Source organism: Arthrobacter liuii, from assembly GCF_014639275.1.
Taxonomy (GTDB): Bacteria; Actinomycetota; Actinomycetes; order Actinomycetales; family Micrococcaceae; genus Arthrobacter; species Arthrobacter liuii.
This window is the reverse complement of the sequence record NZ_BMFW01000003.1, coordinates 54891-70825: the sequence shown is the minus strand read 5'-3', so window position 1 is coordinate 70825 and position 15935 is coordinate 54891. Positions and strand designations below refer to the sequence as shown.

12 protein-coding genes and 1 tRNA gene are annotated in these 15935 nt (G+C 64.4%); 9 read left to right on the top strand and 4 right to left on the bottom strand.

The features are described 5' to 3' along the window. The first annotated feature begins 165 nt into the window (after positions 1–165). From IEW19_RS04255 to IEW19_RS04220, 8 genes are all read left to right on the top strand, one after another. Positions 166–1452 carry an ABC transporter substrate-binding protein gene (locus tag IEW19_RS04255; RefSeq protein WP_188570447.1) on the top strand — a complete coding sequence of 429 codons (1287 nt, stop codon included), beginning with the start codon at positions 166–168 and terminating at the stop codon, positions 1450–1452. 11 nt (positions 1453–1463) lie between these two features. After that, positions 1464–2480: a carbohydrate ABC transporter permease gene (locus IEW19_RS04250; protein ID WP_229748333.1), complete on the top strand. Its 1017-nt coding sequence runs from the start codon at positions 1464–1466 to the stop codon at positions 2478–2480. Continuing rightward, on the top strand, positions 2477–3343 hold the full coding sequence (locus tag IEW19_RS04245) for a carbohydrate ABC transporter permease (protein ID WP_188570446.1): 867 nt from the start codon (positions 2477–2479) through the stop codon (positions 3341–3343). Before IEW19_RS04250 ends, IEW19_RS04245 begins: the two co-directional genes overlap by 4 nt. 28 nt (positions 3344–3371) lie before the next feature. Beyond that, the gene (locus IEW19_RS04240) at positions 3372–5690 is read left to right on the top strand and encodes a beta-xylosidase/alpha-l-arabinosidase (RefSeq protein WP_188570445.1); all 2319 of its coding nucleotides are present in this window, start codon (positions 3372–3374) and stop codon (positions 5688–5690) included. Between the two features lie 66 nt (positions 5691–5756). After that, on the top strand, positions 5757–6731 hold the full coding sequence (locus tag IEW19_RS04235) for an acetylxylan esterase (RefSeq protein WP_188570444.1): 975 nt from the start codon (positions 5757–5759) through the stop codon (positions 6729–6731). Between the two features lie 182 nt (positions 6732–6913). Next, positions 6914–8032: an endo-1,4-beta-xylanase gene (locus IEW19_RS04230; protein WP_229748332.1), complete on the top strand. Its 1119-nt coding sequence runs from the start codon at positions 6914–6916 to the stop codon at positions 8030–8032. Positions 8033–8146: 114 nt separating this feature from the next. Next, positions 8147–9121: a Gfo/Idh/MocA family protein gene (locus IEW19_RS04225; RefSeq protein ID WP_188570443.1), complete on the top strand. Its 975-nt coding sequence runs from the start codon at positions 8147–8149 to the stop codon at positions 9119–9121. Positions 9122–10034: 913 nt separating this feature from the next. Further along, positions 10035–11201, top strand: a complete 1167-nt coding sequence (locus tag IEW19_RS04220; protein WP_229748330.1) for a cytochrome P450 — start codon at positions 10035–10037, stop codon at positions 11199–11201. Positions 11202–11283: 82 nt separating this feature from the next. Here the strand turns inward: IEW19_RS04220 and IEW19_RS04215 are convergent, their stop codons facing one another. Continuing rightward, a complete protein-coding gene (locus tag IEW19_RS04215; RefSeq protein WP_188570442.1) occupies positions 11284–12036 on the bottom strand; it encodes a lytic transglycosylase domain-containing protein in 753 nt (250 codons plus the stop codon). Between the two features lie 65 nt (positions 12037–12101). Between IEW19_RS04215 and IEW19_RS04210 the strand changes: the two genes are divergently transcribed. Then, positions 12102–12617 carry a nucleoside kinase gene (locus tag IEW19_RS04210; protein ID WP_188570441.1) on the top strand — a complete coding sequence of 172 codons (516 nt, stop codon included), beginning with the start codon at positions 12102–12104 and terminating at the stop codon, positions 12615–12617. Positions 12618–12645: 28 nt separating this feature from the next. Here the strand turns inward: IEW19_RS04210 and selB are convergent, their stop codons facing one another. The 3 genes from selB to IEW19_RS04195 form a co-directional block, all read right to left on the bottom strand. Further along, positions 12646–14442, bottom strand: coding sequence for a selenocysteine-specific translation elongation factor (gene selB / locus IEW19_RS04205; RefSeq protein ID WP_188570440.1), 1797 nt, complete (start codon positions 14440–14442; stop codon positions 12646–12648). 3 nt (positions 14443–14445) lie between these two features. Further along, positions 14446–15777 (bottom strand): L-seryl-tRNA(Sec) selenium transferase, encoded by a 1332-nt coding sequence (gene selA / locus IEW19_RS04200; protein WP_188570439.1) that lies wholly within the window; start codon positions 15775–15777, stop codon positions 14446–14448. A 37-nt stretch (positions 15778–15814) separates the two neighbouring features. Beyond that, positions 15815–15909, bottom strand: a tRNA-Sec gene (locus IEW19_RS04195). Between the last annotated feature and the right edge of the window lie 26 nt (positions 15910–15935).

Genomic DNA, 15935 nt, shown 5'->3' with positions numbered 1-15935 from the left:
CCGACAGGTCGTTGGGAGGCTTTAGTCGATCCGGACTGCTCCGGATCACTTTTTCAAGCCAAACCCGGCCGAACCAGTGATTTCACTTATGCCCTGCCGGGGAACGAGCTTGCCTCCTAAGCGCGTCTGATGGACGGCTCAACGAAGAGAACAGGATGGAATTAGATGAAAGCCACGAAACTCCTGAGAGGGGCGGCCATTCTGGCCCTGGGCTCGATAGCCCTCAGCGCCTGCGGCGGTCCCTCCGGCAATTCCTCCGACGGCAAGGTGTCCATGACACTTTGGGAGAATTCGACGACGGGCCCCGGCCTGGAGTTCTGGAAGACGGCAGTCGCAGACTTCGAAAAAGCGAACCCGAACGTCACCATCAATGTCCAGGCCATCCAGAATGAGGACCTCGACGGCAAGCTGCAAACTGCGCTCAACTCCGGTGACGCCCCCGACATTTTCATGCAACGGGGCGGCGGCAAGATGACGGCGATGGTCCAGGCCGGACAGCTGATGGACCTGACTGACAAGGTTTCGCCTGAGACGAAGAAAGTGATTTCGTCTGGATCCTTTAAGGCGGAGACCTACCAGGACAAAGTTTGGGCAATGCCCATCGCGGTACTTCCCGGGGGCCTTTTCTACAGCCAGGATATTTTCAAGACTGCTAACATCACCAACGCTCCCGCCACGATCAGCGACCTCCAATCCGATGTCGAGAAACTGAAGGCATCCGGCGTTGCCCCGGTTGCACTTGGCGCCAAGGATGCGTGGCCTGCGGCGATGTGGTTTTACTGGTTCGCACTTCGCGAGTGCGATGCCGGGACAATGCAGAAGACAGCCGACTCCAAAGACTTCTCCGACCCTTGCTGGCTGAAGGCTGCGCAGGACCTGCAGGGCTTCGCCGACAAGAAGCCGTTTAACGACGGATTCCTCACCACCTCCGCGCAGCAGGGCGCTGGCAGCTCAGCCGGGCTCGTTGCCAACCACAAGGCCGCGATGGAACTCATGGGTGCTTGGGATCCCGGCGTGATCGCTTCACTCACCCCGGACAAGAAACCGCTCGCAGACCTTTCTTGGTATCCATTCCCGGCGGTTCCCGGCGGAAAGGGCGACCCGGCCGCGATCATGGGTGGTGTCGACGGATTCTCATGCTCCGTCAACGCGCCCAAGGAATGCGCTGACTTCCTCAACTTCATCGCGAGCACCCCGCAGCAGGTTGCCTACTACAAGGCCTTCAATGCACCCCCCGTAAACTCCGAGGCGCAGAAGTCGGTTACCGAGCCGTACCTGCAGGAAATCCTCAAGGCCTACAACGCGGCTCCGTATGTCTCGCAGTGGCTCGACACGATCCTCGGCCAGAACATAGGCAACGCGCTTAATGTCGCCGTTGTCGACATGCTTGCGGGCAAGAGCGACCCGCAAAAGCTTATCCAGACGGCGAACGACGCCGCCAAGAAGGGCTAAGAGGAAGATCCGTGAGCAACGCCCCCGAGACAACCTCGACCGAGCGTGTGTCGACGGCGGATCTCGCGCAGCACGATGGGAGCGTCGCCGGCGCGTCGCTCCCATCGGGGCAGCGCCGCCGCATCGCTTGGTCTGGGCCGTTGGAGATCGCAATCCTGGCAGGACCAGCGACTGTCTTCTTCGTGGCCTTCGTGATCCTTCCTGTCGTTATGGCAGCGTATTACGGCTTTTACCGCTGGAACGGGTACGGGCCACCCACCAACTTCGTTGGACTGCAGAACTACATGGTTATCCTGCAGGACCCGGCATTTTTGCAGGCCTTGTCCCATAACGCCTTTATCCTCGTGGCGTCGCTCGTCCTTCAGGGGCCGGCAGCGATCCTGTTGGCGCTGCTGCTGAACCGCAGAATGCGTGGCCAATCCGTCATCCGTGTCCTGATCTTCGTGCCCTACGTCATCTCAGAGGTCGTCGTGGGTACGGGATGGAGCCTGATGCTCCAGAACAACGGCGCGCTCAACGGCTGGCTTCGGAACCTGGGGCTCGGCGACCTGGCCCACGACTGGCTGGCGGATCCCAGCGTCGCCATCTGGACCCTGATGGCCATCCTGACCTGGAAGTACATCGGCTTCGCGGTCATCCTGTTTCTTGCTGGTCTGCAGGGCATCCCGGAGGAGCTTTACGAAGCTGCCGCCCTCGACGGGGCGTCCTACTGGCAAATCCAGCGGCGCATTACCCTGCCGCTCCTAGGTCCGACGCTGCGCATCTGGGCGTTCCTGTCAGTCATTGGTGCACTGCAGCTGTTTGACCTCGTCTACATCATTTGGGGCCAGTACGTTTCGTCCACTGCCGGAACGTCCACCATGGCGAGCTACATGGTGACAAACGGCCGAAACGCCGGAAACTACGGCTACGGCAACGCTGTCGCCGTCGTAATCTTCATCATCTCCCTCGTCGTCGCCTTGGTGTACCAGCGGTTCGTGCTGCGCCGTGATACCGCAGGTGCCCTTACAGAAAGGAAGGCGCGATGACCGCCCCCACCGTTGCCCGGCGGCCCCGCCGGACAGAGCACCAAAGCCTGCCCTGGGGCTCCCCCGTCGTGTATTTCGTGGCCCTTATCGTCATTGCGCTGATGTTGGCACCGATCGCATACATCATTTTGGGTGGGTTTCGCACGAATGCGCAGATCACGACGGACCCGGCTGGGCTCCCGGATCCCTGGAACGTTGGCAACTACCTCACCGTTATCGGCGGGGGCATCTTCTGGCGGCAAGTACTGAACTCCACCATCGTTGGGGCAGTAACCACCTTGGGCGCCGTCGGCTTGGGCCTCATGGCGAGCTACGTGCTTGCGCGATATCAGTTCCGAGGGCGGGGGGCGCTTTACTCGCTCTTCGCGGCCGGCTTGATGTTCCCCATCACGGTCGCCATTACACCGCTCTACATAGTGGTCCGCAATCTCGGCCTGATGAATTCGCTGGCGGGCGTCATTCTCCCGCAGATCGCGTTCGCATTGCCAACGACGATCATCATACTGGTGCCCTTCCTGCGTGCCATCCCGGACGAAATACAAGAATCGGCCTTCATTGACGGCTGTAGCCGCCTCGGATTCTTCTTTCGGATGGTGCTGCGGCTCTCGCTCCCGGGTGTGATCACTACCGGCATCCTGGTCTTCATCGGCAGCTGGAACAGCTACCTGCTGCCGCTGTTCATCCTGAACAAGGAAGCCGCCTTCACCCTCCCGCTCGGCGTGCAGGCGTTCTCGTCGCAGTATTCAACGGACACTGCACAGGTCCTCGCCTTTACGTCCCTCTCCATGATCCCTGCGCTGGTGTTTTTCAGCTTGTTTGAACGTCGGATCGTCGGAGGACTTACCGGTGCCGTCAAGGGCTGACGGCGGCAAATTTAAGGAAATGAGAAACATGAGCGTTCCTGGCAACCACCCCATCTTCCCGCCGGTCTCGGAACGGGTCGGCCAACTGCATGCCGAAATGACCCTCACGGAGAAGCTGGCACAATTGGTCGGTTACTGGGTGGACAAGTCTGAGGACAAGGTGGCCCCCCTTGACGGCGAGTTCGCTGCCATTCCGAGCTACGCAGATGCGACTGCCGAGGGCATCGGCCACCTCACGAGGGTTTACGGCACCCGCCCGGTTGAGCCCCTTGAACGTGCCCGGTGGCTGTGGTCGGAGCAGCGCCGGCTTCGTGAACAAACCCGTCTCGGCATCCCGGCCCTTGTGCACGAGGAGTGCCTTACTGGGCTGGCGGCCTGGAAAGCCTCCACTTTTCCCACCCCGCTTGCCTGGGGCGCCGCGTTCAACCCTGAACTTATTGGGGAGTTGGGCGCCGCTATCGGCGCTTCAATGCGGGAGCTTGGCATCCACCAGGGCCTGGCCCCGGTGTTGGATGTAATCCGCGACCCGCGGTGGGGCCGCGTGGACGAGTGCATCTCCGAGGACCCATATGTAGTGGGCACCATCGGCACCGCTTACGTGCGGGGCCTCCAGTCCGCCGGCGTACACGCCACGCTCAAGCACTTCGTCGGTTACTCGGCATCACAGGCAGGCCGCAACCACGCTCCCGTGCACTTGGGCGCCCGCGAGCTTCGGGACGTACTGCTCCCACCGTTCGAAATGGCGGTACGTGACGGAAATGTACGCTCCGTGATGAATTCCTACGCGGAAATCGACGGCGTGCCAGTAGCCGCGGGCCCTGAATACCTGAGCAGTATCCTCCGCGACGAATGGAATTTCGACGGCACGGTCGTTTCCGATTACTTCTCCGTCGCGTTCCTGCAAACCATGCACAGGGTGGCTGCGGACCGGGGTGAGGCCGCCGAGCTGGCACTGCAGGCCGGCATCGACGTGGAGTTGCCTACCGGGGACGCATTCACCGCCCCCCTCGCGGAACGTATCCGCGCCGGCGTCACAGACGAGGCGCTGGTGGACCGGGCCGTGCTGCGTGTGCTGGCCCAGAAAGAGGAGCTGGGCCTGCTCGATGAGACGTTCGACTCGCCACCCGTCCACGTTGACCTCGACAGCCCCCGGCACCGTGAACTCGCGTTGCGGCTGGCTCAGGAATCACTCGTCTTGCTGACCAACGACGGGACGCTTCCACTTCACCACCAGCCAGGACGGATCGCCGTTTTGGGTCCAAACGCCGGCGCGCCGGAGGCGCTGATGGGCTGCTATTCGTTCGCAAACCACGTGTTGGCGCACCACCCGGACGTGCCGCTCGGGTTCGAGATCACGTCAATCCTGGACGCGGTGCGGGAGGAATTTCCCGGGGCCACAACAACTGCTGCCCAAGGCTGCGACGTGGAAGGCGATGACCGTTCCGGCATCCCTGGGGCTGCGAAGATCGCGGCCGCGGCGGACGTTGCGATCGTCGTCGTCGGTGACCGGGCAGGGCTGTTTGGCCGCGGAACTGTGGGAGAGGGAAACGACGTGGAGAGCCTGGAGCTGCCAGGGGTCCAACGTGAACTGGTGGAGGCTGTGGTCCGCACAGGCACACCTACAGTCGTGGTCGTACTCTCCGGTCGGCCGTACGCGCTCGGCTGGGCGGTCCAGGGCCCCGACGCCCCAGCAGCAGTTCTCCAGGCTTTCTTTCCGGGAGAAGAAGGCGGTCCTGCCGTAGCCGCCGTGCTTTCGGGGCAGGCAGCGCCATCCGGGCATCTGCCGGTCTCCCTGCCGCGGTCCGCGGGCTCGCAACCGTTCTCTTACCTGCACCCGGTTCTTGGGGGCCCGTCCGGGGTTACCAGCGCCGACAGCACACCTGTGCTCCCTTTCGGGCACGGCCTCACATATACGACGTTCGAGCACGCCGGGCTTGAGGTGGCGGATACAGTGTCCGCCGGTGAAGCCTTTTCCGCCGCCGTCACCGTCCGAAACACCGGTGAACGCGCAGGCACGGATCTGGTTCAGCTCTACGCGCGTGATGTCTACGCCAGCGTCACCCGACCTGTCGCACAGCTCCTTGCCTACGCGCGGATATCGCTGGAGCCGGGTGAAAGCGGACTGGTGACGTTCGACGTCCCGACTGCCCGCCTCGCCTTCACGGGCCGGCAGGGTGTCCGCATCGTGGAGCCGGGCGACATTGAGCTGTGGGTAGGTCCTTCCTGCGCCCACCGCGAAACCACGGCGGCGTTCACCATCACGGGTCGCGAACATGCCGTCACGGCCGATGACAGCCGGTTGGCCCGGCACACTGTCGAAGTCCCCGCACCCGCTTCAGTGGCGTAGCCCCAGGGCACGGCAGTCCGGTCCCTCAAACAGCCCCGCCACTCCCTTCCCGAAAGAGCGCTGCATATGTACAACGACCTGCCCGAAACGGAACTTCGAACCTATAAGAGTTCCCAACTTTGCAGAGAGGACTTCGACGCATTCTGGGAGCAGACCCTGCTGGAAGCCCGCGGGGCCGGGGGTGAAGTCGTCATCGAACGGGTTCCGGCGGGCCTGGCGACGGTCGATGTTTATGACATCACCTTCCCCGGCTTCGGAGGCGACCCCATCAAGGCCTGGCTGCGAACCCCGAAGAACCCGCGCCGGCCATTGCCCGCGGTAGTCCAGTACGTGGGCTATGGCGGCGGCCGGGGGCGTCCCTGGGAGAACCTTTTCTGGGCCTCTGCGGGATTTGCCCACCTTCAGATGGACACCAGGGGCCAAGGATCCGGGTGGTCTGTCGGGGACACACCCGACCCGGGAGCCTCAGGCCCGCAGGTCCCGGGAGTTATGACGAAGGGAATCACCAACAAGGAGACCTACTACTACCGCCGCCTTATCACTGACGGAGTCCGGGCAGTGGATGCCGTCCGTACCCTCCCCTGGATCGATCCTGGCCGCGTCGCCGTCACCGGAGGCAGCCAGGGAGGAGCAATCGCCCTGGCAGTGGGCGCTCTCGTCCCGGATATCTCAGCACTGGCCGTGACTGTCCCCTTCCTGTGCGATTTCCCACGGGCCACAGTCATAACGGACGCCTATCCCTTCCGGGAGATCGCGGATTATCTGTCCACCCACCGCCAAGACATCGATACAGTCGCCAACACCCTCACTTATTTCGACGGTGTCAACTTCGCCACACGGTCAAGGCAGCCCGCATACTTCTCCGTTGCGCTGATGGATCCGATCACCCCGCCTTCGACCGTTTTCGCCGCCTACAACGCCTACGGTGGCGAAAAGGAAATCCAGGTTTGGCCCTTTAACGGACATGAAGCCGGAGGGCCTGACGACGACCACTTCATGCTCCAATTCCTTGCACAACAGCTCGACCCGTCAGTGCTTTAGCGACCCCAACATGCCATCCCGCAGGCCGCGGCATGCCGCCCCGGCGGCCCGAAAGAAACGAGGACCTATAGGAGTTACGACCCACATATGGGCCACAGCCCGCCGAAAGCAGCCGTTCCTGTATTTCCTGACTCCGGATAGTCCATCCGCGTGCAGTCAGACTTCAAACCAAGGAGTATTCAGTGGTTATTCAACGTTCCCTTCTCGTCGGCGCGCTGGGCTTGTGCGCTCTTCTTGCCACCCCAGCCGCTGCCATGGCTGCACCAGGGCCTGCAGAGGGCGGCGGCTCGTCCCAACAACGGGATTCACTCCGCGCACTCGGGGCAAACATCGGGTTGCGGATTGGCACGGCCGTTAACACGGACCAACTGGGAAGCAATGCCGCCTACGCCGACATCACTGCCGGACAATTTTCCACTGTCACGCCGGAGAACGTCATGAAATGGCAGCTGGTTGAACCGGCCCAGGGCACCTACGACTGGGCGGCCGCAGACCGGCTGGTGGCATTCGCGGAGGCGAACCACCAGCTGGTCCGTGGACACACGCTGGTCTGGCACAGCCAGCTTCCCGATTGGCTCACAGCCAGTGCGCCAAGCATGAGCCCTGACCAGCTGAGGGAGATCCTCCGTAAGCACGTCACCGACGAGGTAACCCATTTCAAGGGCAAAATTTGGCAGTGGGACGTAGTCAACGAGGCTTTCAATGACGATGGAACCCTCCGTAACAGCATTTGGCTACAGAAACTGGGGCCGGGATATATTGCGGATGCGTTCCGCTGGGCCCACCAGGCAGATCCACAGGCGAAGCTCTTCTACAACGACTACAACATTGAATACACCGGGCCGAAGAGCAATGCGGTCTACGCGCTCGTCAAGAACCTCCAAGCCCAGGGAGTGCCTATTGACGGGGTAGGTTTCCAGACCCACTTGGACACGCGATACCCGCTCCCGGATCTCAGGAACAACCTCCAGAGATTCGCTGACCTTGGCCTGGATGTAGCCGAAACGGAAGTGGATGTCCGCACCACGCTGCCCGTCACAGCCACCGAACAGTCGGCGCAGGTGGCCGCATACTCGCAAACGCTGCAGGCGTGCATGGCAGTGAAGCAATGTATTTCGTACACGGTGTGGGGCTTTGGCGATGCCTACTCGTGGGTCCCGGGGGTCTTCCAGGGAGAAGGTGCCGCAAGCATCTACGACGAGAACCTCCAGCCCAAGCCGGAGTATTACGCCCTCCAGCAAGACCTGGAGCTGGCGACGGGCGCACCCCACAGGAGCGGCGTGGGAGCCGGCCGCGGCTAGGGTCAGCGCCTAAGGGAATTCTGCCCGAAAGCCTGGCGATGGAGGCGAACTCCATCGCCAGGCTGGCCCCGCGGGACACTAAAATCATGGGGGTGAGCGGCAAGGAGAATTGCAGTGCTACGAATAGGAATTTTGGGTGCAGCGGGTATTGCGCCTGCCGCGATCATTCGGCCGGCCGCCAGACGCTCAGACGTCCGGGTGGTGGCCGTTGCGTCCCGCTGGGCGGAGCCCGCGCAGCAGTTCGCGGAGCGCCATGGGATCGACCGCTCCTACGGTGATTACTCCGGGTTGCTGGAGGACGCGGAGGTCGACCTGGTCTACAACGCACTTCCACCTTCTGAGCACGCCAAGTGGTCAATCGCGGCCCTGGAGGCACGCAAACACGTGCTCTGTGAAAAACCATTCGCGATGAATACGGACGAAGCCGCGCAAATGCTTGAAGCCGCGCGATCGACGGGCTACCGCCTGATCGAAGCCTTCCACGACCGGTACCATCCTCTGAGCGGCGAAATCGATGCGGTCAAGGCCTCCGGCGCGCTCGGGGAGATCACGATGCTGCGAGCGGACTTCTCCAGTTCGAACCCGTTTGATCCTGCATCGCTGCGGCATGACCCCCGACTGGGCGGCGGGTCGCTGATGGACCTCGGGTGCTACCCAGTCCACTGGGTCCGTGCGTTCATGGGCGAGGAACCAACCGTGCGTCGGGCGAGTGCAACACTCAACCCGCTCGGCGCCGACCTCAGCGTCAGCGCCGACATGCAATTCCCGTCGGGAGCAACAGCCCTCCTCACTTCGGCAATGGTCGAACGGCCCCAGCACCTGAACTCGTCGCTCAGAGTTACCGGCGCGGAAGGAAGCCTGTTGGTCAACAACCTGGTGTTCCCGTCCAGGGGCCACTCCATCACCCTTTCAAAGAAGGGGCTTGACCGCACGTGGACGGTGCATGGCCTCGAGACCTACGATCACCAGCTGGAAGCTATCGTCCGCGCCTTGGAGTCGGGGACCCAGCTGCCCACCGAAGGCACCGACTGCCTCTCGAATATGGCTGTCATTGACGCTATTTACCTCGCCGCTGGGGTCAGCCGCTGAAGCCAGACAGCGGCGCGCCCAGAAGCCACGAGGGGTGGACAAACAGTCCACCTGCGCGCCATTCGCACCGACCTGCAGGTTTGGAACGGTCGACGGCGGCCCCGTCCTTGATCTCTCGGTCCACCGCGGGGTCCAGATGCCGCCGGTGCTGCAAGCCGAAGCCGCGCCGGAAGAAGCATTGACACCGGAAGCTGCGCATCCGGACGCCAACCCTGCCGAGGAGACTCCAAGACCATAAGACGCACTTGGGCCGTTGGCCCCTATGGACGGGGTTTGGCTGCGGCAAGACTTGATGCATGCAGGCCGCATGCACATCAAGTGAGGAGCCATGGCGGCAACGGATCTGAGCGGGAAGGCGTGTCCTCGGTCCGGTCGGTTACAACAGCTGGATCCGGCGCAGGCCCCTTGCGGCGTTGGGCATCAGCCGCACCAACTTGGGCCAGGCATTCGTCCTGCGGCCCTGTATGCGGCGTACCACGTCGGCTATGGCATGAAGGCTCGGAGATGCTCTTCCTTTCGGGCCCGGCGGGGTCTACGCGGTCGCCTACGGCGTTGCCCGGAACCTCATCGTTATCTGGCCCCTGCTGGTTCCCCTCGGATCCGTCTACAGCAACATGCGCGGGGGCTCCATCCAGATGCCATGGGAATCCCTCCTGGGTTTCGTTGACGTGCTGGGACTCATGCTGGCCGCCATCTGGTTTGCTGCAAAGCATGAGCGCCGGCCCAGGCTGGCCGGAGGGCGCCGCGAAACAAGGAAATCAAACAAAGGCTCCAGGAAGTTCGACGGCGGGACTAGTGACCCGGAAGCAGGCTTTCGTTAGGATCAAGGATCTACGTCAGTCACTTGGTTTTGGCGCCCGTCCTGCCGGTAAGCGGCAGGGGGCCAAAGCGCCAGGTGGGCAGGGAGGCCATCGTGGACATCACCCAGTCTGCTGCATATCCCCTCAACCCTTTTCCGCACTATGAGCGGATGCGGGCAGCATCCCCCGTCTTCCACGACGATCAATCGGGGAGCTGGCACGTGTTCCGCTACGACGATGTCCAGCGGGTGCTGTCCGAGCACGCAACGTTCTCGTCCCGGATGGGCGGCGGGAACCCGTCCGGTTCCGGCCAATTGTTCGCCTCGAGCCTGATCACCGCCGATCCTCCACGACACCGGCAGCTGCGCTCCCTGGTCACCCAGGCATTCACGCCGAAAGCCGTTGACGCCCTGGCTCCGCGCATCGCCGAACTCACCGACGAACTGCTGGCGGGGATCGAGGCCACCGGGAGTGCAGACCTGATAAAGGAATTGGCCTACCCGTTGCCGGTCATTGTGATCTCCGAACTGATGGGTATCCCCGCGGAGGACCGTGAACGCTTCAAGCACTGGTCAGACGTGATCGTGAGCCAGACGCAGGCCGGTCCGGGCAACGGGAAGGATGACGCCACCACCGCAGAAATGATCGAGTACTTCCTGGCCCTCATCGCCCAGCGCAGGAGCCAGCCCGGCGAAGATCTGATCAGCAGCCTGCTGTCCGCTGAGATAGACGGCCAAAGACTGACGGTGCCTGAACTGCTGGGTTTCTGCAGCCTGCTGCTCGTTGCCGGCAACGAGACCACCACCAATCTGATCGGCAACGCCGTTCTTTGTTTGGCTGAGTCGCCCGGCACCCTCGAACGTCTCCTGAAGGAACCCGCCTTGATCCCGCAGGCCCTGGAAGAAGTGCTGCGCTTTCGCTCGCCGGTCCAGTCCATGTACCGGGTGACCGTAGCGGAGGCCACTGTGGCCGGGCAACCCATCCCCGCCGGCGCGCCGCTCGTGGCCTGGATCGGTTCCGCCAACCGGGACGGGCAGCAGTTCGAGAGGGCGGCTGTGTTCGACATCGACCGCAGCCCCAACCGGCATCTGGCCTTTGGCCACGGCATACATTTTTGCGTCGGCGCGCCGCTGGCCCGGCTCGAAGCCAGGATTGCCCTGGAGGCGCTGCTGTCCCGATTGCCAGGCCTTTCCGTGGCTCCTGGAGCGGAGCTGGAACGGATGGAAAGCACCATCATTTACGGGCTGAAGGCCCTACCCGCCACATGGCAGCCGGCCTGACCGGCACGGACGGCAACCCGGGGCACTTTCAGGAGACCCAGAGCTCCCGGCACCAACCGCCAGGGGCTGCGGGCCCGTGGAATCATCCAGCGGTGCCCGTTTCCGCGGCGTAATCGCTGGCGTGGCCCCGCACCTGGCGGACATAGGCATCGGACTGGTTGTAGGAGTAGATGGCGTCTGTCCACCCCTGCGCCTTTGTGAGGTCACGGCCGTGGGAGCACAAGAAAGTTGCCGCACTCAGGGCGGCGTCGTCGATGTTGAACGGGTCTGCTGATCCATCCCCGTTGCCGTCCATTCCGACGAGCCGCCAGGTAGAGGGTATAAATTGCATGGGGCCCACGGCGTGGTCCCAGCCGGCGTCGCCGTCCAGGGCGCCCCCGTCAGTGTCCGCGATGGCGGCGAATCCAGCGCCGTTGAGACTCGGACCCACCAAGGGGCCGCTCGCCTGCCCCTGCGCGTTCAGACTGCCGCCGCCATAGGTTCCGTGGGCTGATTCGACCAAACCGACAGCCGCCAGCGTGTTCCAGCCGATTCCGCACGCCGGGGTGGAAGCATTGGCCGCGGCCGCCGCAGCGACGTAGGCCTGCAGCGCCCGGGCAGGGATCCCCGTCCGGTCGGCAGCCTGCACAATCCACTGGGCGTCCGGGGTTCGTGTGACGTTCACGGCGGTGGTGAGGCCGGGAGGGCCCGTTTCGAGCTTCACCCCCGCCTGCGGCGGAGCTGGAAGGACCATGCGTGAGTCCGCGCCGGACTGCCGGATAAACCAGAAGGAGAAAGCCGTGCTGACGCAAACCACGAACAGGCTAAAGACCACAAAGCGTTTTACACGGAGCACTGACTAATCAAACCACCAAGCCCAGGGACCGGCCACATGGACCTGGCGTATCGCTACCATCAGGCATGGGCAGAAAGAACTACCTCATCGAAGGTGGCTCCGGTACCGGCAAGACCTCGGTCTGCATGGAATTGCGGCGCCGCGGCTATCACGCCATCAACGGCGACCGCGAACTGGCCTATCAAGGTGATCCGGAAACCGGCGAACCTGTGGCAGGCATTACCGGAGTGGCGGCGCACGCCCATCACCTTTGGAGAGTTGACGAGGTGCGGGCCGAGGTGGCAGACCAGCGGGAGGCGCTTACGTTTTTTTGTGGCGGGTCGAGAAATCTCGCGAAGTTCATCGATCTGTTCGACGCCGTCTTCGTTCTCGAGGTCGACCTCGAGACGCTGAACCGACGGCTTGACGGACGCCCGCAGGAGGAATGGGGCGGGCGGGCAGCGGAACGGATACTGATCGAACGCCTTTACCGGACACGGGAAGAAATCCCGGCCTGCGGCATCATGATCGATGCCACCGCTCCCCTGGGGAAAGTTGTGGATGACATTCTTCGCCGGGTTCACGCCGCCGGCCCGGCATGATCTCCCGAGAGGTTTCCCACTCCCGGGGTCAGCGCACCACCTTCCGGTGACCGGCATCCAGGCGCTGGGTCCAGCCCCGCGAATCGAGATGTTCCAGCAACGGAACCGCAATCCGCCGCGTGGTGTCCAGCGCCTGACGTGCCTGGCTCGTAGTGAAGGGCTGGTCCAGGCCGGCGAGGGCGCGCATCGCAAGGGCCGGCGCCGTAGGCAGCAGCACCACTCCGTCGCGCAACCGCAGCAACCGCCCGGTGCGCTCGGCGGCAGCCAATTCGCGCGTGCCCAAGCCCAGCGCGGCCAACTCACCGGCTTCCGGGGCATGGAACGCACGTGCTGTAAGCCTGCGCTCCAACTCGGCCACTGCCGGCTCGATGGCACCGAGGGTGCCACGGCTGCCGGGAAGCCGGACGTGGCCGCCATCCTGTTCGAGGCCTGCAGCGACGATGACGTGCGAAAGCAACTTCTCGTCGGGCAACGCGAGCAGGTCCCTGGCCGCCCCCATGGAAAGGCCCGGGGCCAAAGGATCGCCGTCCTGCAGGGCCTGGACTGCGGTGCGCAGCCGGTGCTGCCATGCATCGAAGAGAGGAGCATGCACCCACCACGCACCGAAGACCCTGACGCCGGATGGTGCCTCCGCGTCGTGCTCCGGCACGAGCCCGAGCCGGCCCAGATGGTGTACCTCCACCAGTCCGCGGGCTGCTACTTCACCCAGTACGTCTCCGGCCGGGTCCATGCCTGCAAGCCGCTCCGCCCAGTGGGCACCGTCGCCGCGCCGCAGCAGGGCTGGTGGATCGGCATCAAGAATGCGTGCACCGCCCAGCACGGAGCGGCTACCCGGGTCACGCAGAACAAGGCGGTCCCCCAGAACGAGCGGCAGGCGCCTGTCGAGGACCAACCGGGCGTGGTCGGCACCAAAGGGACGCAGCCGGGCAGGCACGGACGCAGTGCCAACGTGCACCATGAGTTGTTCGGGCACATCTGTGTAGGCGACGCCGGTAGTGCGGTGGATGCCGACGACGCTAGTGGTGGGCCATGCGTCGGGAGTCACCAACGCATCGCCGCGGCGGATGTCCGTGGCGGATACGTCACGCAGGTTCAACGCCACCCGGCTGACCGGCCCCACCGCAGTGTAGGAGGTGTCGCGGCTCTGCAGGCCACGGACCGCGACGGGCCGGGAATCAAAGTGGCCCAGCAGTTGCAGCCGGTCACCTTGAGCCAGCGTTCCTGCTGCCAGTGTTCCGGTCACCACCGTTCCGGAACCGGTGATCGTGAATGAGCGGTCCACCCACAACCGGATCCGCCCATCGGTGGCGGGATGGGGCACGCCGGCCAGGACGCCGTCGAGCACGGCCCGCAGGTCAGCCAGGCCGGTCCCGTCAATGGCAGACACGGCAACTGCCGGGGCGTCCCTAAGCCCAGTACCGGCCAGCTCTGTGCGGGTCCGGGCAAGCACGTCTGCAATCCGCTGCCCGGAAGCCCGGTCGGCGCGGCTGAGGACCACGACGCCGTGTTCAATGCCCAGCGCAGCGACGGCGTCGCGGTGATCGCCTGACTGTGCCTGCCAGCCTTCATCGGCGGCAACGACGAAGCAGACCACGGGCGCGGGCCCGATTCCGGCAAGCATGTTGCCCAGGAAACGCTCGTGCCCCGGTACGTCCACGAATGCAACATCCTGTCCGGACGGCAGGGTGGTCCACGCATAGCCCAAGTCAATGGTCAGCCCGCGGCGGCGTTCTTCCTCCCAGCGGTCCGGCTCCATGCCGGTAAGGGCGCGAACCAGGGTGCTTTTACCGGAGTCGACGTGTCCGGCTGTGGCAACGACGTGCACGACTCAGCCAGCCCTGCCTGCGCCCGCGACCTCGAGGGACGCCAGCGCTTGGCGTACGGCATCGAGTATCCGGTCATCGTCCGTCGGGGGCACGCAGCGAAGATCGATCAGGCAGGAGCCGTCATGGACGCGCGGCAGGACGGCCGGATCGCCGGTGCGCAGGAGCCGCGCCAGTCCTTCGGGGAGCCGGAGCGCCCACCCAGGCAGGGGAAAACCGGGGGCACCGCCGCCGCCCACCCTTCCGTCATGCGCCACGACAGGGACGCCGAGTTCCTGGGCCAACCGTTCCGTGCGGCGCCGCAACTGCCCGGCGTCGGCGTGCAGCGCCTGGACAACCGGCGGCGGTTCTCCGGCGACGGTCGCTTCCAAGGCCGCGAGGGCTAGTTTGTCGGCGCGGACGGCACGCGCGAGAGGGTGGCGGGCCAACCGCGTAATGACCTCCTTGCGGCCAAGCAGCAGGCCTGCCTGGGGTCCGCCCAGCAATTTGTCGCCGCTGGCGATCACGACGTCGGCCCCGCTGGCCAACGCAGTGGCAACATCGGGTTCCTGCGGCAGGTACGGGTCCGGCGCCAGGAGTCCACTGCCCAGGTCGGCCACGAGTGGTATCCCGTTGGCCGCAGCCAGCGGACTCAGTTCCTGCAGGGAAACAGCGGAAGTGAATCCGTCAACCCGGAAGTTGCTGGGGTGGACCTTGAGGACGCAGCCTGTATCGGGTCCGAGGGCTCCGGCGTAGTCGTGCAGGTGGGTGCGGTTGGTGGTACCCACCTCGCGAAGCCTTGCGCCCGTCGATTCCATCAGGTCGGTGAGCCTGAAGCCGGCGCCGATCTCAACGAGTTCACCGCGGCTCACCACCACCTCCCGGCCGGCGGCCAGGGCTGTGGTGGCCAGGACCAGCGCCGCAGCTCCGTTGTTGACCACCAGTGCGTCCTCAGCAGCAGGACAGGCGGCGAGCAGTGCCGCCCGGGTCCCGGCGCCCCGGCGGGAGCGGCTCCCGTCAGCCAGGTCGAGTTCCACGTCAACGTAGCCACTGGCCGTGACAAGCGCTTCAACCGCAGCGGCGGAGAGGGGGGCCCGCCCGAGGTTGGTATGGACGATGACGCCGGTCGCATTCAGCACCGGGCGCAGGGTTGTCGCTTTGCGCTCAGCGACGGCGGCCAGCAGGGCGGGCTGCACCTGGCCTGGCCCAAGCTCACCACGCCGTGCCTGCTCCTGGAACTGCCGGACCAGGTCGTTGACGACGCGCTCGCTCAGCCGCGTCCTGGCCTCCCGGACGGCAGGCAGTGCCAGCAGGTCATTCGTGCGAGGGATCAGCCTGCGGGGATCAATGTCGTCCACGGCTCCTCCTCATTTCGCGGCAATGCATGCCGGTGGTTGGCGGTGGCGGACGGGAATCGAACCCGCCAGGCCGAGATACTCAGCCGCACCGGTTTTGAAGACCGGGGGGCCCACCAGGACCCGGACGCCACCGCGCCTCAATATAGCAGGTTGCCTGC